Source organism: Thermosynechococcus sp. HY596 (genome assembly GCF_030518715.1).
Classification (GTDB): domain Bacteria; phylum Cyanobacteriota; class Cyanobacteriia; order Thermosynechococcales; family Thermosynechococcaceae; genus Thermosynechococcus.
This window is the reverse complement of the sequence record NZ_CP130346.1, coordinates 522,691-544,888: the sequence shown is the minus strand read 5'-3', so window position 1 is coordinate 544,888 and position 22,198 is coordinate 522,691. Positions and strand designations below refer to the sequence as shown.

The window sequence follows — 22,198 nt, the reverse complement described above, 5'->3', positions numbered from 1 at the left end:
AAAATCCCCAATTATGGGACGAGTACCACCTTACCCTGCACCAAGCGTTGGCTGAGATAGCGATGGGCATCCGCCGCTGCACCGAGGGGAAAGGTTTTATCGACAACAACCTCTAGTTCGCCGCGATCCACAAGGGTGGCCACCTGCTCAAGGATTTTTCCCTGATGGGCAAGGGCATCACTCAACCCCATGAGTTGCGGCGTCAGCATCAGTGTGAGTTGGATCAAGAGGTTGCGTTGGCGGGCAATCTTCCACGGCGTATCGGCGGCGGGTTCCAAGAGGGTGGCGAGGGTGCCATAGGGACGCACCGCTTTGAAGGTTTCACTAAAGGTTGTGCTGCCGACGGTGTCAAGAGCAAAATCAACTCCTTTGCCCCCTGTCCAGTCCAAGACTGCCTGTACCCAATCACTGGTGGTGTAGTTAATGGCAAGGGTGGCTCCGAGACGTTCAGCAAAACGGGCTTTGGCTGCGGAACTAATCGTTGTGGCAACTGTTGCCCCCGATCGCCGCGCCAGTTGAATGGCGAGATGCCCCACGCCGCCCGCCCCGGCATGGATGAGAACGGTTTTTGCGGTGGAGAGGACATTCAAAGGTGGCACTGCCCCGCGATCGCCCAAGGCTTCCCAAGCCGTAATCACCGCTAGGGGCAAGGCAGCGGCCTGAATAAACGAAAGGGTTTTGGGCTTGTGGGCAACGGCAACTTCAGGAACAACGGTGTATTCGGCATAGCAGCCGCCGCGATCGCCCAAGCCCCCATAGCAAAAATAAACTTCATCCCCTACGCGAAACCGCTGCACCGCTGCACCCACAGCCACGACCACCCCTGCGCCATCACAGCCGAGAATGGCGGGCCGGCGATCGGGAAAAAATGTTCCCCGCTGTCGCAGCTTTGTATCAATGGGGTTCACACTGGCCGCCCGCAGTTGAATTTTCACCTCATTGGCAGCTTGAATCTGCGGCTCAGGCATCTCCCGCAGCACTAAAACATCGGGTTCGCCAAACTCTGTGATGGCAACGGCTTTCATTGTTGCTGCGTTTCCGTTGACTCCGCTGGGTACAGGACTTAACCCCAATTTTGACACACTGCCCGCCCTAAAGGTCAGGGATGCTTGTTACTGGTTCCGCGACCTTGCTTACCACCTCAGGTTCAGGCACTGATCTCCCCCCTGCAGCCCCTTCTTAGGAGGAAGGGTTTCCATTAGTTCGGCTGGGAAAGAATCCCAGCACGCTAAAACCTTAGACTTTAGTCAATCTCCAGCTATTGTTTCCATTAGTTCGGCTGGGAAAGAATCCCAGCACTTGATCGCTTTGCCGCAACCAAAACTGAGGATCTGGTTTCCATTAGTTCGGCTGGGAAAGAATCCCAGCACTTCAACTGCTGGACCATTTTTTCGATGGCATTTCCGTTTCCATTAGTTCGGCTGGGAAAGAATCCCAGCACATGCCCATAATAATGTTTAGTTGGCTTGCCTTTAAGTTTCCATTAGTTCGGCTGGGAAAGAATCCCAGCACGGATATCTCGACGATCGAGAAAATCATGAAGTTTATGTTTCCATTAGTTCGGCTGGGAAAGAATCCCAGCACTTTCTTGACGGTAAATAAAATGCCCTGCAGGATAGTTTCCATTAGTTCGGCTGGGAAAGAATCCCAGCACTCAATAAGTTCTAAAGCAGTGTTTGTGACTGGAACGTTTCCATTAGTTCGGCTGGGAAAGAATCCCAGCACAGCAATCATTCAGCAATCAGCAATCATTCAGCAATACGTTTCCATTAGTTCGGCTGGGAAAGAATCCCAGCACATTTTCTGAAGAAGAAATCCATAACCTTGCCCATAAGTTTCCATTAGTTCGGCTGGGAAAGAATCCCAGCACTTAATAAGCTTAAACTTAGCCTTCGCACACCTTCTAGTTTCCATTAGTTCGGCTGGGAAAGAATCCCAGCACGGCAGCTGTATGTAGTCGTGCACGAGTTAATGCAGTTTCCATTAGTTCGGCTGGGAAAGAATCCCAGCACCGTCCTCCCCGTCCTCTTTCTGTTCCTCCCCCGTGTTTCCATTAGTTCGGCTGGGAAAGAATCCCAGCACAAATGTAGGCAGACAACATATCTGCTTCTTTGAAGAGTTTCCATTAGTTCGGCTGGGAAAGAATCCCAGCACTTGTTGATGGAGCAACTAGGAGAGAGTGAAGAAGAGTTTCCATTAGTTCGGCTGGGAAAGAATCCCAGCACTTGTTGATGGAGCAACTAGGAGAGAGTGAAGAAGAGTTTCCATTAGTTCGGCTGGGAAAGAATCCCAGCACTTTACACACCTCTTGCCCCTGTTATGATCTCAAATTAGTTTCCATTAGTTCGGCTGGGAAAGAATCCCAGCACACAATTAGGAAGAAATGGAGAACCGCTAAGATTCGTTTCCATTAGTTCGGCTGGGAAAGAATCCCAGCACTAGCTAAGGCAGGAATATTATTTGGCGCAGGATTGTTTCCATTAGTTCGGCTGGGAAAGAATCCCAGCACTTCAGCATCTTGTTTTTTCAAGTTTTGAGACTGCGCGTTTCCATTAGTTCGGCTGGGAAAGAATCCCAGCACGTCCCCGACTTCTACTACTACTTCAGCCCCAGAGGTTTCCATTAGTTCGGCTGGGAAAGAATCCCAGCACTATTCGCCAAGGATTTTGGCTTCACCCCTGAAGCGTTTCCATTAGTTCGGCTGGGAAAGAATCCCAGCACTTGAACAACTCGCTCATCTGTTGTTTCTGAGACAGTTTCCATTAGTTCGGCTGGGAAAGAATCCCAGCACTTACTTCTGTACTAAAAAACTCATCAAAATCCTGTTTCCATTAGTTCGGCTGGGAAAGAATCCCAGCACTCATAATTAAATGCCGAGAAATCAGCCATAACATGTTTCCATTAGTTCGGCTGGGAAAGAATCCCAGCACCTTCTGCGCCCATCTCTTAGCCAATAGGATACTCTTGCAGTTTCCATTAGTTCGGCTGGGAAAGAATCCCAGCACTGAAAGAGGCAATGGAGCTTGCCTATTCTAAAAAGTTTCCATTAGTTCGGCTGGGAAAGAATCCCAGCACGGCACCTTCCTAGAAGGCGCTCTACGACTACTATAGCACAGGTCATTTTCAAGCACCTAGACGGGATCATTTTTTTGTTTTTGTAAAATTTTTAGATCCGCAGGGTCACAGGGCGTGAAAGTCACTCTGGAACTGAATTTCGGGAAAATTCAAGCACCTCTAAATCTGTTAGAAATTGCTCAAAGCGTTGTGGAGACTGGGTTTGAGAAAATTGCCGAGCTGAGAGGATATTTTTGTCCAGAGGTGCTTGATCAACCCCTCAAGGCTCTCAATTCACCACAGCAATCCCTTGCCTTCAGGAGCAAAATTAGGGACACAGGGCGAAACCTCTATACTGAGGATGTTGAACCTCTGGCGATGTGTTTTTGAACCATGAGCTTGCTCCAAGTGTCTGATGTCTATGCCGGTTATATTCCCGATGTGGATATTTTGCGGGGGGTAAACTTTCGCCTCGAAGCGGGAGAACTGGTAGCGGTGATTGGCCCTAATGGGGCTGGAAAATCAACCTTGGCAAAAACCATCGCTGGGTTGCTGACGCCCCGCCTCGGCACAATTACCCTCGCCGGCGAAGATATTACCTACTTACGTCCCAACCAAATCGTCAAAAAGGGAATTGGCTACGTGCCGCAAATTGCCAATGTCTTTCGTACCCTGACGGTTGAAGAAAATCTGGAGATGGGTGCCTTTACCAAGACAGGCAACCTCAAAGCCCTCAAAGAGCGAGTCTATGACACCTTTCCCCGCTTGGCTGAGCGCCGACAGCAACGGGCCGGTACCCTTTCGGGGGGAGAACGGCAAATGCTGGCCATGGGACGCGCCATGATGTTGGATCCCCAAATTATGGTCTTGGATGAACCCTCCGCTGCTCTCTCCCCAGCCCTCGTCAATGATGTCTTTGCCAAAATCAAGGAGATTAATGCCCAAGGGACGGCCATTATTTTGGTGGAGCAAAATGCACGGAAAGCCCTTGCCATGAGCGATCGCGGGTATGTCTTGGAAATGGGCAAAGATCGCTATGAGGGATTGGGCAGCGAATTACTCAATGACCCTAAAGTGGGGGAACTCTACCTCGGAATTGTGCGGGCAGAGCCTTAGGGCACAGGGCTAAAAATTGCTGTTTCGAGAGCAATCAGGCTTTTTTCTAAATCATCATTGACAATTTGAACATCAAATTCTGGGGCCGCAGCAATTTCGGTTTCCGCTTGAGCTAAACGGCGGGCGATCGCCTCCTCACTATCTTGGCCACGGCTACGCAGACGGTGTTCAAGTTCCGCTAAAGATGGCGGCAGAATAAAAATGTGACGCGCTTGAGGATAGGACTGGCGAACTTGGCGTGCCCCTTGCAGTTCAATTTCAAGGATGACGGTTTTTCCTTGGGCAATGAGTTGCAGCAACGGATCGCGTGGGGTACCGTAGTAGTGGCCGGCAAACTCTGCCCATTCCAAGAGTTGCCCAGCAGCAATCATTCCCTTGAATTCTTCTACAGAGACAAAATAGTAATCCACCCCTTCAACCTCCGTGGGGCGTGGCGGACGGGTCGTTGCTGAAACCGAAAGTGCCAGTTCGGGATGTCGCTGTCGCAGTTGCCGTAGGAGCGTCCCTTTGCCGACCCCACTAGGGCCAGTAATCACAATGAGTTGTCCGGGCTGGGGCGTTGCACTGGTCATAACTGCACGGGTGGGAAACTTTTTGATCCTACTGTGTTTGCTCAGAGTTTTATCATTGAGGCAGCGTGGTTGAGGAATGGCCGTGAAGATTCATTTGCCCAGTGAAAGTGAAAATGCTCGCATTGAAATGCTGCCGCTGATTGATGTGGTCTTTTGTATCCTCACGTTCTTTATTTTGGCGGCGGTGAGTCTGACGCGGCAGCAGGCGATTACCTTGAATCTGCCCCAAGCCAGCACCAGTCAAGCGCAGTCGCAAAAGATGCTGGTGGTGAGCATTGATCCGGCGGGGCAACTCTTTGTGGATAAAGACCCCGTCAACCGCAGTGAACTCTATGAACGCTTGGCCACCTACTTGAAAACGAATCCGCAAGGGGTGGTGATTTTGCGGGCATCCCAGGTGGTGAGCTACAACGAAGTTATTCAAGTTTTGGATCTGCTGCGCTCAGTAGGAGGCAATCGTGTGGCCTTGGCGACTCAACCGGTAGAACAACCGGTGCTGAGGACGGAGACCCGTCCTAACCCTCTCCCCTCGCCACCAGCCAACGATCAACCCACGCCCTCCAATCCATAGGGACTCACGGTGGAACCCATTTCCAGTATTCCTGTTGCCCCAGAGGGCTTTCGCTCTGGCTTTGTCGCCTTAGTGGGTCGTCCCAATGTAGGCAAGTCTACCCTCTTTAACCATCTCTTGGGTCAGAAGGTGGCCATTACCTCACCGGTGGCGCAAACCACGCGCAATCGCTTGCGGGGCATCCTGACCACGGCAACGGCGCAATTGATCTTTGTGGATACACCGGGTATCCATAAGCCCCACCATCGGCTCGGAGAAGTGCTGGTGCATAATGCCAAGGGCGTTCTCAATCGGGTAGATGCGATTGTCTTTGTGGTGGATGCTGCCAGTCCTCCCGGTGGAGGCGATCGCTATGTGGCGGATCTCCTGACCACAACCCAATCTCCTGTGCTGGTGGCCATCAATAAAATTGACCTGCTGCCAGAAGGGGAGCGTCCACAGCGGCAACAGGATTATCAAACCCTTGGCCCTTGGCCAACCTATCCCTGCTCGGCGCTCACGGGAGAGGGAGTGGGTTTGCTGCAATCGGCGATCGCAGCGCAGTTGCCCCTTGGCCCCTATTACTATCCGCCAGAGATGGTCACCGATCAGCCAGAGCGCTTCATCATGGCGGAATTGATCCGTGAGCAAATTTTGCACCACACCCGCGAGGAAGTCCCCCATTCGGTGGCCGTGACCATTGAACAGGTGCAGCAGGATCGCAAGCTCACCCGTGTCCACGCCGTGATTTATGTGGAGCGTCCAACGCAAAAGGCGATTATTATTGGCCAAGGAGGTCAGTTGCTCAAACAAATGGGCACCGCTGCCCGCCAAGAAATTGAAACCCTCATTGGGGGCAAGATTTACTTAGAACTGTTTGTCAAGGTACGCCCCCGCTGGCGACAGGATCGGTTGCGCTTGGCGGAGTTGGGCTATCGCATTGAGAAGGATTAAGCCGAGGGAGACAGCATTGCGAGTGGATGTGGCAGGGCCTGTGGGGTCAGGTAAAACCGCCCTTGGGGATGCCCTTTGAAAAGCTTTGGGCGATCGCTATCGCCTAGCGGTCGTCACTAATGATATTTACACCCAAGAGGATGCCCAGTTTTTGGTGCGCTCCCAAGCCCTTCCCCCCGAGCGAATTCTCAGTGTTGAAACGGGGGGATGTCCCCACACCGCTATTCGGGAAGATGCCTCCCTTAATCTCGCGGCCATTCAGCAATTGGAGACGGCGCTTCAGCCTTTGGATCTGATTTTTGTCGAGAGTGGCGGTGACAATTTGGCTGCGACCTTTAGCCCAGAGCTGGTGGATTTAACGATTTACGTGATTGATGTGGCTGCTGGCGATAAAATTCCCCGTAAAGGCGGGCCGGGGATTACCAAGTCGGATTTATTGGTGATTAATAAAATTGATCTTGCCCCCTATGGGGGTGCTGATTTAGAGGTAATGAAACGGGACACCCCGAAAATGCGGGGCGATCGCCCCTATGTGATGACGAACTTGAAAACTGGCCTTGGGCTAGATCAGGTGATTGCCTTTCTCACATCCCATTTAGCAGCCTAAACAGGATGGTACGGAAGTTGACCCAACGCACAAAAAATCACTGATCACCATCACTGGCACGGCAACAATTTGCCCCTTAGAATCGTCCTATCGGTGTCGTCAGGTAGGAAGTATGATGAACTACGCAGGGGTGAGGGGTGCGATGCTCGGAGCAACGGGGTTAGTGGCAATGGCTTTACCCGCAGTGGGTCAAGTCCAACCCCTGAGTGGTGAGCAAATTAACGAGATTGCCCGCAACATCACAGTCTTGATTGTGGGGAAAGATTCCCACGGTTCTGGTGCCATTATTTCCCGCTCCGGTTCGACCTACTATGTGCTTACGGCAAAGCACGTTGTCAATCGTAAGGATAATTACCGCGTGATTCCCATTGATCAGCAGGCCTACGCCGTTGATTTCAGTAAGATTAAATTTTTGCCGAATACAGATTTAGCTATTGTGGAATTCACAAGCGAGAAAAAAGACTATCAGGTGGCTACGCTGACAAACTCTGACTTTGCCAAGGAAGGGTCGCAGGTCTTTATCTCGGGGTGGCCGCAGCCGGGGGGCAGTGGTCAGTTAGTGCGGCAGTTTACCGATGGCCGTATCTCCGGCTTTTTGATTGAACCCATTGATGGCTATAAAATGATCTACACCAATGTTACCCGTCGCGGTATGAGTGGTGGCCCTGTTTTGGATAGTGCAGGGCGTGTGGTCGGGGTTCATGGTCTCGGTGATACAGAAGACCCCCGCTCCCTTGAGCGCCAAGGCTTGAGTCCAGAGGCGGCAGCGAGCATTGCCAGCTTGATTAAGCCGGGGTTTAATTACGCGATTCCGATTAACACCTTTCTGACGGGTGCGCCAGCGGCGGGTGTATTTCTCTCTCTGCAAGTAGATAATCAGGCGATCGCCAGTGGCACTGCGCCTGTGGTTGTGACCGCACCGAGTCAACCCGATAGTCGCGATCGCATTGAGAACATCAATTCAATTTTGAATACCGTCAATACGGGTGTCAGCGTCATTCGCAACATCTTTAGTTTTTAGAAAGAATTCCAATGACCTGTTGAACTGAGTCCCGGTTCATTGCCTGTTCAATTGCGAGGATTGAGTGATATGGCTATTCAATTTGGGATCCGCCCCATTGCCATTCCCCTAAGTTTGGCAGTGGTCATGATTGGGGCGATCGCCCATGCCTCTTGGGCAAGTTATCGTCCACCCGCTAATATTGGCCGCCCCGGTAACCGTGAGGGAGCTGCAACGCGGATTGCCCGTCCCATGCTACTGCGGGAAAGTACTGGTGGCATCGAAAGCTGTCTAACTGAGCCAAAACAAACTGTGGTTGCCCTTGTGCCCAAGGATAACAATGGCCTTAGCAGCACCCCCACCCCTACCCTCTATAGCTTCATTCCCGCCAACAAGGGCGCAACCCTAACCCTGACGCTGCGGGATCCCCAAGGCACAGAAGTCTATCGCCAAGAGCGTCCTGCCCCCACGGAAGCGGGTATTATTGGCTGGCCTGTGGAGAATGTTGCCCTCAAAAATGGGGTGGATTACCAGTGGCAACTCACCCTCACCTGTACCAATGGCACCACAGCCGTCAAAACCGTCAGTTGGTTCCGACCGATGCCCTTATCGCCAAGCCAACAGCAGCGAATCGTGCAAGCTAAGGATGTGGCGGATGCCTTTGCCATGGCGGGCTACTGGTACGACACCCTCAATCAACTGGCCAAACAACGCCTAGCGCAGCCGCGGAATGCCCAGCTCCAGCAAAAATGGCAAGCCCTGTTGCAGTCTCCCGCTGTCCAGTTGGCCAATGTGGCGAATCAACCCCTCATCCCATTACCACCCCAGCCCTAACTCTCTAGGGAGAGGTCTGCCAGCCACTGGTAGAGGTCAGGAATATTGGCATTGGGTTGTAGCAGATCTTCTTTGATGTGCATCAGCACCTTGGCCAAGGGTTCGGCGCGATCGCGATACTCAGCAACACTGGCCAGCAGATCCATAAATACCTGTTCTTCAATCTGGGCGCGGGGGGGTGGTTCAGCCGTCGCATCACGGTAGGTTTGATAGGCCACAGGGGTTGCGGCAAACCCCAATCGAAAGATAAAAGCATTGGCTGCCTCTTGCAGTTGCTCTTGGAGCGATCGCACAGATAAATCGCCGCGCTCAAACCCCACTTCGCCTTTTAGGGTGACTTCGACAATCGCCTCTGCCATGTCTGCCCGATGCCGCTGCACCAGTTGCTGGAGTTGGCTCTCCACATGGCTCACGGTGTCACTGGGGGTGAGGGTAAGGGTGTAGCGATGGATGGGACGCTGCCAATAGTCGCGCTTGAGTTCCGCTTGGGGTGACCCCTTCTCAAGGGTGACCAACAGCACCCCCCGCGGATTTTGCTGCTGATTTTCCTGAATCGAATTGGCCTCAACGGAGCCGGGATTAAAGATCCAATCCTCAACGGCGTAATGGCGATGGATATGCCCTAGGGCAAGGTAATCTACACCCGCTTGGCGCAGGGGTAGGAGTTCGTTGTAGCGCAATGCCCCTTGGTAACGGGAGACTTGCCCCTCAAGGCCGTGGTGAAAGAGCAAAATCGTCGCACCAGCAGCGGGCGGTAGTGCCTGAATTTGACTGGCAAGCTGTTGAATGGCACGGGGGGCACTGGCACCATACCACTGGGAACCAATGACGCGCACGCCACAGGGGAGATCCATATAGCCACCCCGCGCTGCCTCGGCGTCCCACGGCTGTAATTGGCCACTTTCGTCAGGTTCCAGTAGATAGAGATAGTCTTTTTCACAGAGGTAGCGGAGCCAGTTGGACTTGACACCGTAGGGGCAGTTATCGTGGTTGCCCTCGATCGCCAGCACGGGAATCCCCGCCGATCGCACCTTGTCGAGGACGTATTCCGCTTGATTGAGAATGCCGGGGGTAATCAGCCGCTCCTCAAAGAGATCGCCGGCAATCAGGACAAAATCCACCTGTGCCTCGATGGCGTAGGTTTGCAGGGCACTGTCAAAGGCGGTGAAAAAATCAAACGTGCGATTGGGATTCTCTTGACGGTACTTATTAAAGCCAAGGTGGACATCGGCAACATGGAGGAAACGCACCATTTCCCACTGTCTCCTAGGGGCGATCGCTAGGGATTTGGGCAAGGCGTGCTGCCCAATTGGGATAGGCCTCGGCGGCTTGATCTGTGGCTACCACTTCTACGGTGCGATAGCAGGCCACGGGCAAATTCAGTAAGCTGACCAGAAACGCCGCTAAATCTTCGCGACTCAGAGAGCCCGTCAGGCGATCGCCCTGATCAAGGCGCAGCTCTTTGCCACCGGGCTGATCCGTCAGACCACAGGGGCGGACAATCGTATAGGGCAGGCCACTTTGGCGCAGCATATTTTCTGCCGCCAGTTTCCAAGTGAGGATGCCCCCCAGTTGGTCGTTGTATTGAACTGCCAAGGGCTGCCCCTTCAGGTCAAGATCCGCTTGTTGCGGACGGGTCACCCCCGCAGAACTCACCTGAATCATGCGGGGCAAGGGCAACCCTCCATAGGCTTGAATCGACTCAATCTCAAGGCTGAGGGTGCCGGGGCGGAAGTGGGGGTTGAGGGCACCGTCATACTCAAATTTGCTGAGCATCAGTTGCAGCGAGTAAATTTGCCCCACATTTAGAGGCGGCGCATTGGTGGCAGTGCGGGCCCGAAACACCGGAATAAAGTGGCTAAAGGGCAATTCAACCGTGATCCACTGATCGGCCACCGTATCAAAGGACATGGCATAGCCGACGCCATCCCAAGCGGGGTCACTGCGTAGGAAAAATTTATAGCGCTGGCCATCGCCGCGAACCCGCAGTTGAATGCCCGTGTAGCCTTGGAGATTGAGGGCTGGGGTGAGGTTGCGGGTGCGAATCGAGACAAACCCCCCAGAATTTTCCGTAGAAACCAGCCCCGTGAAGAGGGCGCTGTGATCCTTGAGGTAAAACTGGCTGGCACTGACGCCGCCCATGACCACATCATCGAGGGCACCCCAAACTTCCTTCAGGGGGGGCGTGGGATAGCGATAGTCAAAGAGGGGATAGGTGTTGGGTTGACTTTGAAAATAGGGTTGGGCACGTTCCAACAAATGCCGCATGCCCTCAAATTCAACCGCCTCTGGACTCGCACCGACAATTTCAAGGCCGGGGGGTGGCGCGTTGGGATTGGGCTGTACCTTTGCCCCAACACAGTTGATCACCGCCCGACTGCCCTGCAAGAGATCGGCAGGCAAGGGTTGAGTCACGTCGGCAACGACAATGTCTAAAAAAGGGTCTGAGGGAAGTACATTCTCAGCTTTGGCGCGATCGCGCACCCCTGCCCGCACCGCATAGCCTTGAGCCAAGAGGGTTTTCACCACTGCTTGACCGGTTCGACCCGTTGCCCCCATCACCACAACAAGACCACTGCCCCGATAGGCGGGCGGCTTAAAGAGATCCGGTAAAAGGGGTGACAGCACAGGGCGGAGGGGCTCCAGTGTTCCCACAAAGGGGAGGGCTTGAAAAAAGCGCAGTGTATCGAGAAAGCGACCAAGTTCCCAGTTATTTGCCATAGAGGGGCACCACGCTTGACCAATGGGGGAGTTTTTCCCCTGCCCTTAGTGTATCGTGCCACTGTTGGGCTGCCCATGTGAGCAGAGCGCGGCCATAGTCAATGGGGTTGGGGGGACTCAGGGGTTTGTAGGGGTGAGGCCAAGTAGCTAAAAGTGTTGCTGCTTCGTGGTCGGCCAGCAGGCGATCGCCCCAAAGAGAATTAAGACTTCCCCCCTGATAACGGTAAATGCCAAGGTACTGATGCCCCTGCTGGGCACGACGCGACACCACCCCATCCTGTTCTATGAGTTCATCACGATAGTGCCACGCCATTGTGCCAAGGCTAGACAGACCCAAAAGGGGAACTTCCAGTTGCTGGGCTAGGATGCGGGCAGTCACGACCCCCAAGCGCGTTCCCGTAAAGCTGCCCGGGCCACAGCCAATAGCGATCGCCCCTAGTTCACCCCAAGTGTAGCGACCCATCAGTTCCCCAAGGCAAGGGTGAAGTTGGCTGGCCAGTTCTCGACCCAAGGGCCATGTTTTCACCTCTAGCAGTTGATCTGCCTCTAAATCATAGAGGCCTGCCACTAGGGTGGCATCGCTGGTATCAAAACCAAGACAAAGCAGCTTAGCTCACTCCGACGGCGATCGCCACCAAGCCAGCCACTAAAAGCAATCCGCCCACAACCAACAGGGCTGCCCGTACTTTTTGCTGGGGTGTCCAAGGCTGTGCTTGATAGACCCTAGGCTCAATAGCAAAGTTGTTGAGGCGACCGCCCTCATCGGTGGTATAGCGCATCGAAACAAACCTCAATTCAGCGTTACAGTGCAGCTATTCTAACAAGCAAACTTTACGACTCTTGAGAATCCTTAACAATTTCTTGCAATTGACCGTGGCGATAGACCCGCAACCAGCGACCGCGCCAGTAGATGCGATTGCCAAAACAGCCCCCCAGCCAAATCAGGAAGCTCATCACATCCCGCAGGGGCAATAGCCAGAGCCACAACAGCAGCCGAGGGGTGCCCATCAAGACCATGCTCATGATCGCCTGCAACCAGCGAAGGCCCTGAACCCCCAGAAAGACGCTGAGGGTCCATGGGGTTGGAAACAGTCCCCACAGCAGGGCACTATAGACGGTGCCAAACATCAACACCATGCCAAAATACTGATTGCCGCGATTGGCACGAATACTGCGAGACCAGCGCAGTTCCCGTTGCACCGCCTTCAAAAAGGACTCATCAGCGCAGTCATTGTCAAGAATATAGGACGATAACTCCACGCGATACCCAGCACGCCACGCTGCATACCCCAGTTGGTAGTCCTCACCAATGCGATTGAGCGCAATCTCAAAGCCACCAATTTTTTCTAGGACTTCCCGCCGCAGCAGCACGGTTGGCCCAATGGCAAAACGCAGTCCCCGATCAAGGCAGCGGGCAACAAGCACACTGGGGATAAAGTCAAGGCATCGCCCCATGGCCAGAAACGCAGCTCCTAAGCGGCGGGGATGGTGATCAATGTAACCACAGGTAACGACCCCCACTTGGGGATCCGCCAAGGGTTGCACCAAAGTGGCTAAGTAATGGGGTCTAACTTGCACATCACTATCGGTTTCAACAATTACCCCATAGCGCGCATGGGTAAACAATTGGGCGACATTGCTGGCCTTACGGTTCAGCCCGCAAATCCGCTGACAAAGATACCAGCGAGCCCGGTGGGGATAGGTCTGGCAAATGGCCTTTAACAGCGGTATGGCTGGATCACTGGGGTCTTGAACCCCAAAGAGGACTTCATAGAGGGGGTAATCTTGCTCGCACAGTGAAGACCAGTTTTGCCAAGCCCTTGCTTCTAAGCCGCAGACAGGAACCAAGATCGAGACCGCCGGTAAGGACTCTAGGCGAGTCGTCCGCTGGGTGGTGAAAAATTGATAGGTGAGGGCAGCGGCAACAATGTAGAACAGGCTTCCCGTGATACTCAGCAGGCTCAGGAGAAGGAGGACAACCATCATGGTGCTGTCGTAATTGTTCCCGTCAGGGGGGAACTGGCACTGGCATAGGCTTTGACGGGAATTCGACCCGCCAAGTAGGCAAGACGACCCGCCGTGGTTGCCAGTGCCATGGCTTTGGCCATTGCTGGGGCGTTTCCCGCTTGGGCGATCGCGGTATTAATCAAGAGTGCATCTGCCCCTAACTCCATCGCGGCGGCCGCCTCACTGGGCGTGCCAATGCCCGCATCAACCACAACAGGAACACTAGCTTGATCAATAATGATTTGAATATTGGCGGCATTACGCAGACCTTGCCCCGACCCAATGGGGGAGGCCAAAGGCATCACAGTAACACAGCCCACTTCCTCAAGGCGTTTGGCCAGCAGGGGATCTGCATTGATGTAGGGAAGAACCGCAAATCCTTCTTTGACCAGTTGTTCTGCAGCTGCCAGTGTGCCGAAGGGATCGGGCAGCAAGTATTTCGGGTCGGGAATCACCTCTAACTTGACAAAGTTGTTGTCCTCTTGACCCAAGAGCTTGGCCATTTCGCGGCCTAAACGGGCAACGCGAATCGCCTCCTCAGCGGTTTGACAGCCAGCGGTGTTGGGCAGCAGCCAGATTTTACTCCAGTCAAGAGCATCCACGAGGCCTTCGTGACCGGGGGCATTGGTTTGAACGCGACGTACGGCTACTGTGACAATTTCGCAGCCACTCGCGGCAACACTGGCTTGGAGATCCGCAATAGAACGATATTTGCCCGTACCGGTCATCAGGCGTGAGCGGAACTGACGCCCAGCGATTGTTAGCGGGGCATCTTCAATTAGCAGCTCAGGAGGAGGCGCAGTTACCATGATGCACTTGTGACGTGAAAAGCACTAGGGTTTGCCTTTCTACGATATCAGGGTTACGCTCTTCACTGCTGCGACCTTGGAAAACTTGTGGCATCATAGAGGCACCATAACTTTGGGAGTGCAACAGTTGGTGCATGGCACATATTGGCAACAATGCCGCCATTCAGGCTGCCGATCGCCTGCTACGTCAATATGGCTTTGATTTGGATGGCTCCTCAGTTGAGGTCATCCTAGATCGCTGGTTGCGCCATTTTCCTCCCCGTTGGATTCGCCTCGCCCTCATTGAAGCTCTTTATCTAGGGCGCTATAAAGCCATTTCCGTAGAGCAAATTTTAGAGCTATGGCAACGGCGTGAGCAACCGATTTATCACTTCAACAGTGAGTTTGAAGCCATTATCTGCCAGTCATTGCCCATTAGTGTGCCGGAACCTACTCCCTCTCGCCTTTCAGAGACACCTAGCAATACAAAAATTAGTGAATTTCACCCTGATTTAGCGTCTGACCCATTTGTTACCAAGTTAACTAGTATTGTGCAGCAGTGGCAGTCCCAAGACGTCCTCGTGGAGCAGGGCGATCGCTCCTCCTAGGCCGTTGCAGGTTATACTCTTTTGAGTAAGATTTGGCACCTCCACTCTATGACTGTTTTTGAAGGCACCTATCACGTTCTGGGAACGCCTCGCTTTGGCATTGTGATTTCCCGCTTCAATGACTTGGTTACCACCAAGCTGCTAGAGGGTTGCCAAGATTGCCTGCGTCGTCATGGCGTTGATCCCAATCCCCACGGTTCTCAAGTAGACTATGCTTGGGTGCCCGGTAGTTTTGAAATTCCCCTTGTGGCGGCTCAACTGGCGGCCAGTCGTCGCTATGCTGCCATTATTTGTCTCGGGGCAGTCATCCGTGGCCAAACCCCCCACTTTGACTATGTGGCTGCTGAAGTCACCAAAGGCATTGCCACGGCCTCCATGCAAACGGGTGTGCCGATTATCTACGGCATTCTCACTACCGACACGATGCAACAGGCCCTTGAGCGCGCTGGCATTAAAAGCAATAAGGGTTGGGAATATGCCCTCAATGCCCTCGAAATGGCAAACCTGATGCAAACCCTCCCCAGCAGCATCAATTCACCCACAGCCAAACTCAGCCCCAGTACCCCTGTTCTCGCTGATGGGTAATCCCAAATGGTGAAGCAGAAATTGCCTCCTAGGGCTACCAAGGGCTGCCAATCATCGTAAATCCCGCCCAAAAGTACGGATGGGAAAGTTGACGCCCACCCCCAGTTTGAACTTCTGGGGGCAAAGGAATTGAGAGCCCTCCCTGCACCCCAGCACTACGCAGATGATTCTCCTCAATCACAACCTGCTGATGGATCAGGGCAAGCTGCGCCTGTCGCAAGGCCTCTGCTTTAATGGCAGCAATTCTCAACTGTCCATAAAATGCCGTCATCAAAGCCAGCGTCCCTTCATCACTGACATACCAAAGGCTAGCAACCGAACTCTTTACACCCGCTTGGAGTGACAGTCCAGCAAACCCAAGTTCTGCATTGGTATCTCCTACCGCTGTACGACAGGCACTCAGCGTCATTAGCTCTGTGGGTGGCTGGAATAACCGCAACTGCCGCACTTGAGCCATTGAAAGCTGGCTATCCCAAAACTGAATATAGGAATTTTGTGGCTTACCCGCATTAAATTCACCATGGGTCGCTAAGTGTAGGATAGGGTAGAGACTGCGCCGCCGCTGAGTTTCCAAGTTTGAGACCGTAAAAGCTTCATTGAGGAATACTTGCCCTCGTCCTACCAGTTGCGTAATGGTTTGTAGCTCGATGGGAACCGCTGGTAAAGGACTTTGCTTTGTGAACTGCGAGGCACCCATTGCCAGTACAGAAGCATTTTGCAACGGTTGGTAGCGGGTATCCACCAAGTTGATACTGGGAATGAGACTCAGATTATAGCGTTCCACTAGAAACTGACCATTACGACCGATTGGACTATCACTGACCGTCGAGGAAATAAGATTTGACCCCGTGTGCAAAGCAGCGATCGGCACACTCCGCAACCCCTGATCAAGGGCAAAAACCAGTGTATTAATGCCTCGTGCTTGCAATTCAGCATCAACGCCGCCCATGATCCATTGGTAAAGCTGCTGCGCGAAGGGTAAATAGGATTCGCTATTGGTTTTCGTTGGGTCTCGCACCTCACGATTAAAAGCAGCAATGACACGGCGCACTGCTTCTTGGGGCACTCGAAGGGGTTGGTAAATGGGTTCCCCTTCCGGTGTGATGATAAATATATCTAGTTGTTCAGGTCGCCAAAAGACATAGCTCAGGGCAGGTTTTTGACCTGTTTCTTCAGCCATACGCCCCAATAATTCTTTGATTTGATCAATGTCAAGGAACTGTAGTCCCTCTTGACTAGGAGTGCTGAAAAATTCATCAAAGTACTCACTAAACTCAAAGGAATAAAGCTGCTGAAGCAGTTTGATCGCACTGTTGTAGTCTCCCTGATCAAAAGCCGTACTGATTTGCTGACGAATGATCTCAACTCCGGGGAAGTAAATGACTTGAGCGGTATTCTGGGGCAGTTGAGTGCCTTGTATCTCCTCTCCCAATAAAATCCGACCCAGATTCTCTTGAGTTTGGGGTTCTGGAGGTGTTGGGGGTGTGGATGGCTCCGTGGGTGGAGTTGGGGGTGTGGATGGCTCCGTGGGTGGAGTTGGCGGTGCTTGAGAAACCCGATAGAGAAACCCAGAACCAGAAAATAGGGCAAGCTCAGGATAGGTGGTGTTGAATTGCTCTGAACCTGTGAGGCCGCCGTTGATATTGAGATTCGGGTCAGTCGAATAAACTAGCCAGCGACCATTGGGGGTACTAAAGACACTAGAGCCATAGTTGTTAATAAAGTTATTTTCGGCAGCAAGGACAATCGCATCCCCAGTCCCAACGGCAGAAATTGGCGCATTGAGAACAATATCGCCTGTTAGTGTTTGTAGGAAAATGTTGCGCCCTGTAATGCCTGTTGGGTTAACATTGCCAACGGTAAGGGTACTGTTATTGACAAATTGCAAATCACTCGCACTGTTCAACTCAGCAGCTAGTATCCCCACTTGGTTATTGGGGTTGGTTAGGATTGCACTGCCATTTCGTAAAGTTAAACCCAAGTTGCCTGCTCGAATTGGTGCACTTTGCGTTAGGTTCCCACTGTTTAAGCTGAGGATTAGGGTATTGCCGTTGGTATTGATGCCAGTGGTGAGGCCATTGACACCATTGTTGAAACTAACGATACCTAGGGCACCTTGATGACTCAAGTTCACATTTCCACTGACATTGCCTGAGAGTGCCTGAAACTCATTGTTGACATTGTTGAGGGTGAAAGTCCCCTGTCCAAGAAGTTGCAGCGTTCCCGCAGAAATGACATGACTGCCCTGAGTAACGCCGCCACCGCTATTAAGTGTGAGATTGCGACCATAGAGATTCGTCGTGCCAGAGCCATTGAACTGAATACCTAGGGAACTTACGCCGGGGGTTTGCAGTGCAAGATTGTAGTTGAGGCTAAAGGGACGAACATCAATGAGACCAGTACCATTAGGGTGACCAATGGTCACCAAAGAAAATCCACCTGTGATTTGGTTGAGGAGAAACTGATCAATGATCAAGTCACCCGTTGCACCATCGCCAATGCCGACGGGAGTATGCGCATCAATCGGTTGAAAGACAAGGCGGCCTGCCCCGGCACTATGGATATCTAGCCGAGAGGGAGGATCACCAAAGACTTCAATCCCCCCCTGAGCTGCTAATGTGAGCATGCCATCTTGAACAGCTAATGTCAGGGCGTCAGAGGCTTCCATGACCAGACCGGGATTGCCATCAGTGCCGCGACCTTCAATGAGGATATTCCCATTTCCAGCCGTTCTGACCTCAGTAGAGTACTCTGTGTCAGTTGCTGCCCTAAAGCCAAGACCAGCACCGAATTCACCCCCTGTACCTCTCAGGATAATGTCACCACTTTGACTGGTAATACTTGTGAAGCTACTCAGAATACCTTCTTGGATGGAGGCAAAGCCCGTACCACCAGTACCCGTCAGGGTAATATTTCCAGTCGTGGTTCGAATTCCTGACTCTTCAAGATGGATGCCAACGGTGGAGGAAAATACATAGAAGCCGTTGCCCCCAGTACCCGTTAAGGTCAGATTGCCAGCTTCGGCGCTGATGGATGTGAAGCGACTCAGAATACCTTCTTGGTTGAAGGCAAAGCCCGTACCACCAGTACCCGTCAGGGTAATATTTCCAGTCGTGGTTCGAATTCCTGACTCTTCAAGATGGATGCCAACGGTGGAGGAAAATACATAGAAGCCGTTGCCCCCAGTACCCGTCAGAGTAATATTTCCAGTCGTGGTTCGAATTCCTGACTCTTCAAGATGGATGCCAACGGTGGAAAATGCATCGTCGTTGCCCCCAGTACCCGTTAAGGTCAGATTGCCAGCTTCGGCGCTGATGGAGGAGTTTTGAATCGAGATACCATTCACAAAACCATAGCTATCAATATTAGAACCACCTGTCCCTAGAATGGTGATCTCTCCAGACCCTGAGGTAAAGATTGAACTCCCACCGATCAGCACCCCTTCTTGGCCATCCATTGTTGCACCGCTGCCATGAATCCTAATATGGCCGCCACCTGCATTGAGAGTAGAGTTTCCGATATTAACCCCAGCAGTGCTGACACCGATCGCTGGACTGGTGAAGGGATTAGAGCCACCCCCCAAAATAATATTGCCACCATTGGTAATGAGTGTAACTGAGTCTAATCTAATTGCTCCTGCACCACTGTTATCGGCATCGGCATGGAGAATGATATTCAGTCGGCCTGCTTCTGAGCGAATGTCATCGGCAACAAGAATGTTATTTGCAGCTTGCAAGGTTAGGGAGGCATCGCCGCCGCCTATTTTGGTAATCGAGGCAAGTACAGAAATATTCCCTGCTTGGGTTCCAGTATCACCAGTTGTGATGATGACACTAGTGCCGAGATTCAGGGCAGCTTCAATGGCAGTATTCACAACAAAGGCATTATCAGTGGTGGGGGTAAAGACATCAGGATTGCTCCCAGAGAAACTCCCGCCACTCGTAGGGGAGTTATCAATGGTGACATTTCGTGGATCAAGGAGCCATGTACCGGGCTGACCCTTGACTGCACTGGCATCTACTGTTCCCCGAACGCTGAGTAATTCTCGCCCAGAGGTTTCCACAAAGCCGCCATTACCGCTAAGTTGCCCGCCGCGTGCGCTGATCGTGCCGGCAAATTGGGTGCTGTTATCTGCCCATGCAATGACAGTGCCACCATTGCCTTGATTGAAGGCATCCGCTGCAATCACACTGCCGCTGTTGATAAAGAGATTCTGGGCATTGAAACTGCTATGCAACCGGTTGGTACCAGTGGTGCCCCCTAGGTAATCGCCCCCCAAGAGAATCGTGCCACCCCCGAGTTGACCAGAGGCGGTTAAGTTGGCATTGATGAGGGCGATATTTTGACCAGTGATCGTGATTTGGCCACCCATACCGATGGGGTTGGCGACGGAAAGGCTACCACTGATGACGGCGGTGTTCGTTGTGGTGGGAATTTTGCTGGGGTCATGGACAAGGCGAATTGTGCCGTCGGGGTTTTGAATGACGCTGTTGACAGGTTGTGAACCATTGCCAGTGAGTAAGCTGGGTAAGTCCACAGCGGCGATCGCTCCCCCAGTCGGTAGTCGCTCTTGAGGAATCTCAAGGCTGAGCAGCATTCCCTCTTGGGAGACGCGCACCATTCCTGTTTCAGGTACAGCCGCAATGTGGATATTTCCTGCAGGGGCTGCGAGTGTACCCGTATTGATCACTTGGTGCGCCATTAGGCTGAGGGTTTGACCACTACCCACCCTCAGCTCACCTTCATTGATGATGAGGCCTTTACTCAGAAATTCAAAACCTGTGGGCTGACCATTGAGGGATTGATAGAGATTCTGGCCATTGACATCAAAGATCCCTCCCTCAAACAGCACCCGTTGAGCGGTAGAAGCATGGAAGGCAGCGGGGAGATTCAAACGGGCATTGGGGCCAAAGACAATTCCTGCGGGGTTGAGCAGATAAAGGTTGCTGCTGCCACCCGTAATTTGAATCAAGCCATTGATGTAACTGGCGTTGCCACCATTGACCCCCGCAAGAATGTTGCGAATTTGCGGATTAGAGAGAAAGTTGGCGATTTGGCCGTTACTAATATTGAAGTCACGGAAGAGGTGAAGGAGATTTTGACCATTCCCCGATAGGCGGCCACCGCCAATATCGATTTGTTGATCATTTTGGATGACGGTGGTACCAGTGCCATTGGTGGCTGGGGTAATTTGGCTGTAAGCAGCGCTACTCAACAGTCCCCAAAAGACTAAGGTGATGGAAAATAGGTACTGTTGGAGAGTTTTCACGATCCCAGCCTCCAGATGATTTATCGAGTCCTGCCGCTGGCGACTCTTGTGGGGGAGTGCAGAGGCTGTGGTGGAAATTGGCTATAGCCATTATAGATATGGCAGTAAAATTTCCAAAATGCTACGCTTTGCGATTTCTCAATCCGCAACGATCGTAAAATGAGCTTATCTTCCTAGGAGTAATGGTCTTGGCACAGGGATTACGGGTTGGCATTTTAGGAGCGACAGGTGCGGTTGGCACGGAAATTTTGGCCATTTTGGCGGAACGCTCGTTTCCAGTGGCAGAGTTGCGGCTGTTGGCTTCGCCCCGTTCAGCCGGTCAAACCCTCTCTTTTGCGGAGACAGTGCTGCCCGTACAGGCGGTGAGTGAGGAGACCCTCAAGGGACTGGATTTGATTTTGGCTTCGGCGGGGGCAAGTGTGTCACGGCAGTGGCTACCAATTGCGGTTCAGGAAGGAGCGATCGCCATTGATAATTCCAGTGCCTATCGCATGGATCCCAACGTCCCCTTAGTGGTGCCCGAAGTCAACCCTGAAGATCTAAAAACCCACCAAGGCATCATTGCCAATCCCAACTGCACGACGATTTTGATGACGGTTGCGCTATGGCCCTTGCATCAGGTGCGACCGATTCGGCGAATTGTAGCGGCCACCTATCAGTCTGCCAGTGGGGCGGGGGCAAAGGCCATGCAAGAACTCAAGGATCAAGCCCTCGATATTCTCAAGGGGCAACCACCACGCACAGAGGCCTTTCCCTACCCTTTGGCCTTTAACCTCTTTCCCCACAATTCTCCCCTCAATGAGCAGGGCTACTGCCAAGAGGAGATGAAGATGGTCAATGAAACCCGCAAAATTTTCCATGCCCCAGAGTTGCGGCTAACGGCCACCTGTGTGCGCGTCCCTGTGCTGCGTGCCCATTCGGAAGCGTTGAATGTTGAGTTCTTTGAGCCTTTTCCGCTGCAAGAGGCGCGCGATCGCCTGCAACAGGCCGCAGGCGTCCAGTTTGTGGAGGATTGGCAGCGCAATTATTTCCCCATGCCCCTAGAGGCCACAGGTAAAGACCCAGTGCTAGTGGGGCGGCTGCGCCAAGATATTTCTGAACCCAATGCCCTTGAACTGTGGCTGTGTGGCGATCAAATTCGCAAGGGGGCAGCCTTGAATGCGGTGCAAATTGCTGAATCTCTGATTGCCCAAGGACTCCTCTAAAGAGCTTACCACGGTTGACTGAGTACATTGAGAATGTCCTGCTGTGCCAATACCCGCGCACAGTTGCGCCACTGATCGGGATCGTCGCTGACATGGCGTTCATAGCGCAATTCAAAAGCATTGCGGGCTTCTTGGCGTAGGTGGAGGTACTTGTCCATCAGGTCTTCGAGTTCCTCGATGTTGTCAATCCATTCGTCCTCAAGGGTGTCGGGCAGGCTACCAAAGAGCTAGGGTTGAATCTCTCCCACGACGACGTGTATCAGTAGCATCCCCAATGAGTAAGCCAGCGAGCAATTTTGGCGCTCCCATTTCTCTGGAGGGAGATCAC

The 22,198-nt window shown here is 52.7% G+C and carries 18 protein-coding genes, 1 pseudogene and 1 CRISPR repeat array; of the genes and pseudogenes, 9 read left to right on the top strand and 10 right to left on the bottom strand.

Annotation, left to right across the window (positions count from 1 at the left end):
- Positions 1–11: 11 nt before the first annotated feature.
- Positions 12–1,025, bottom strand: a complete 1,014-nt coding sequence (locus tag QYC28_RS02775) for a zinc-dependent alcohol dehydrogenase family protein (protein ID WP_149817970.1) — start codon at positions 1,023–1,025, stop codon at positions 12–14.
- Positions 1,026–1,191: 166 nt separating this feature from the next.
- Positions 1,192–3,075: direct repeats of the CRISPR family, unit length 36 nt; unit sequence GTTTCCATTAGTTCGGCTGGGAAAGAATCCCAGCAC.
- Between the two features lie 372 nt (positions 3,076–3,447).
- Between QYC28_RS02775 and QYC28_RS02770 the strand changes: the two genes are divergently transcribed.
- Positions 3,448–4,170 (top strand): ABC transporter ATP-binding protein, encoded by a 723-nt coding sequence (locus tag QYC28_RS02770; RefSeq protein WP_149817968.1) that lies wholly within the window; start codon positions 3,448–3,450, stop codon positions 4,168–4,170.
- Here QYC28_RS02770 and gmk read toward each other — a convergent pair.
- Positions 4,167–4,742, bottom strand: coding sequence for a guanylate kinase (gmk, locus tag QYC28_RS02765; RefSeq protein WP_149817966.1), 576 nt, complete (start codon positions 4,740–4,742; stop codon positions 4,167–4,169). The genes QYC28_RS02770 and gmk overlap by 4 nt on opposite strands.
- A 76-nt stretch (positions 4,743–4,818) precedes the next feature.
- Between gmk and QYC28_RS02760 the strand changes: the two genes are divergently transcribed.
- From QYC28_RS02760 to QYC28_RS02740, 5 genes and pseudogenes are all read left to right on the top strand, one after another.
- Positions 4,819–5,313 (top strand): biopolymer transporter ExbD, encoded by a 495-nt coding sequence (locus tag QYC28_RS02760; protein ID WP_149817964.1) that lies wholly within the window; start codon positions 4,819–4,821, stop codon positions 5,311–5,313.
- Positions 5,314–5,322: 9 nt separating this feature from the next.
- Positions 5,323–6,246: a GTPase Era gene (era, locus tag QYC28_RS02755; RefSeq protein ID WP_149817962.1), complete on the top strand. Its 924-nt coding sequence runs from the start codon at positions 5,323–5,325 to the stop codon at positions 6,244–6,246.
- A pseudogene (ureG, locus tag QYC28_RS02750) lies at positions 6,242–6,853 on the top strand (urease accessory protein UreG). Before era ends, ureG begins: the two are co-directional and overlap by 5 nt.
- 112 nt (positions 6,854–6,965) lie before the next feature.
- On the top strand, positions 6,966–7,874 hold the full coding sequence (locus QYC28_RS02745) for a serine protease (RefSeq protein WP_190278180.1): 909 nt from the start codon (positions 6,966–6,968) through the stop codon (positions 7,872–7,874).
- Between the two features lie 69 nt (positions 7,875–7,943).
- Positions 7,944–8,687, top strand: coding sequence for a DUF928 domain-containing protein (locus QYC28_RS02740; RefSeq protein WP_286626494.1), 744 nt, complete (start codon positions 7,944–7,946; stop codon positions 8,685–8,687).
- Here QYC28_RS02740 and QYC28_RS02735 read toward each other — a convergent pair.
- The 6 genes from QYC28_RS02735 to QYC28_RS02710 are packed head-to-tail and all read right to left on the bottom strand — an operon-like array spanning position 8,684 to position 14,224.
- Entirely contained in the window at positions 8,684–9,940 is a 1,257-nt protein-coding gene (locus tag QYC28_RS02735; RefSeq protein ID WP_399375236.1) for an exonuclease SbcCD subunit D, read from the bottom strand. The two genes, QYC28_RS02740 and QYC28_RS02735, sit on opposite strands and share 4 nt — an antisense overlap.
- Before the next feature lie 13 nt (positions 9,941–9,953).
- Complete coding sequence (locus QYC28_RS02730; protein WP_149817958.1) at positions 9,954–11,408, bottom strand: CIA30 family protein; 1,455 nt, start codon at positions 11,406–11,408, stop codon at positions 9,954–9,956.
- On the bottom strand, positions 11,398–11,976 hold the full coding sequence (tsaB, locus tag QYC28_RS02725; RefSeq protein WP_302679796.1) for a tRNA (adenosine(37)-N6)-threonylcarbamoyltransferase complex dimerization subunit type 1 TsaB: 579 nt from the start codon (positions 11,974–11,976) through the stop codon (positions 11,398–11,400). The genes QYC28_RS02730 and tsaB overlap by 11 nt, the downstream gene beginning before the upstream one ends.
- A gap of 40 nt (positions 11,977–12,016) precedes the next feature.
- Positions 12,017–12,187 (bottom strand): photosystem II assembly protein Psb34, encoded by a 171-nt coding sequence (gene psb34, locus QYC28_RS02720; protein ID WP_149817953.1) that lies wholly within the window; start codon positions 12,185–12,187, stop codon positions 12,017–12,019.
- Positions 12,188–12,239: 52 nt separating this feature from the next.
- Positions 12,240–13,394 carry a glycosyltransferase gene (locus QYC28_RS02715; protein ID WP_149817951.1) on the bottom strand — a complete coding sequence of 385 codons (1,155 nt, stop codon included), beginning with the start codon at positions 13,392–13,394 and terminating at the stop codon, positions 12,240–12,242.
- Positions 13,391–14,224, bottom strand: coding sequence for a thiazole synthase (locus QYC28_RS02710; protein WP_149817949.1), 834 nt, complete (start codon positions 14,222–14,224; stop codon positions 13,391–13,393). The genes QYC28_RS02715 and QYC28_RS02710 overlap by 4 nt, the downstream gene beginning before the upstream one ends.
- Positions 14,225–14,358: 134 nt before the next feature.
- Between QYC28_RS02710 and QYC28_RS02705 the strand changes: the two genes are divergently transcribed.
- Both QYC28_RS02705 and ribH read left to right on the top strand, forming a co-directional pair.
- Entirely contained in the window at positions 14,359–14,811 is a 453-nt protein-coding gene (locus QYC28_RS02705; RefSeq protein ID WP_302679795.1) for a hypothetical protein, read from the top strand.
- Positions 14,812–14,859: 48 nt separating this feature from the next.
- Positions 14,860–15,396, top strand: a complete 537-nt coding sequence (gene ribH / locus QYC28_RS02700; protein ID WP_302679794.1) for a 6,7-dimethyl-8-ribityllumazine synthase — start codon at positions 14,860–14,862, stop codon at positions 15,394–15,396.
- 34 nt (positions 15,397–15,430) lie between these two features.
- On the opposite strand, the gene QYC28_RS02695 is transcribed toward ribH, so the two are convergent.
- Entirely contained in the window at positions 15,431–20,665 is a 5,235-nt protein-coding gene (locus tag QYC28_RS02695) for a CHAT domain-containing protein (RefSeq protein WP_302679793.1), read from the bottom strand.
- A 182-nt stretch (positions 20,666–20,847) separates the two neighbouring features.
- Between QYC28_RS02695 and QYC28_RS02690 the strand changes: the two genes are divergently transcribed.
- A complete protein-coding gene (locus QYC28_RS02690) occupies positions 20,848–21,870 on the top strand; it encodes an aspartate-semialdehyde dehydrogenase (protein ID WP_149817941.1) in 1,023 nt (340 codons plus the stop codon).
- 5 nt (positions 21,871–21,875) lie between these two features.
- On the opposite strand, the gene QYC28_RS02685 is transcribed toward QYC28_RS02690, so the two are convergent.
- A complete protein-coding gene (locus tag QYC28_RS02685; protein WP_190278178.1) occupies positions 21,876–22,028 on the bottom strand; it encodes a hypothetical protein in 153 nt (50 codons plus the stop codon).
- Between the last annotated feature and the right edge of the window lie 170 nt (positions 22,029–22,198).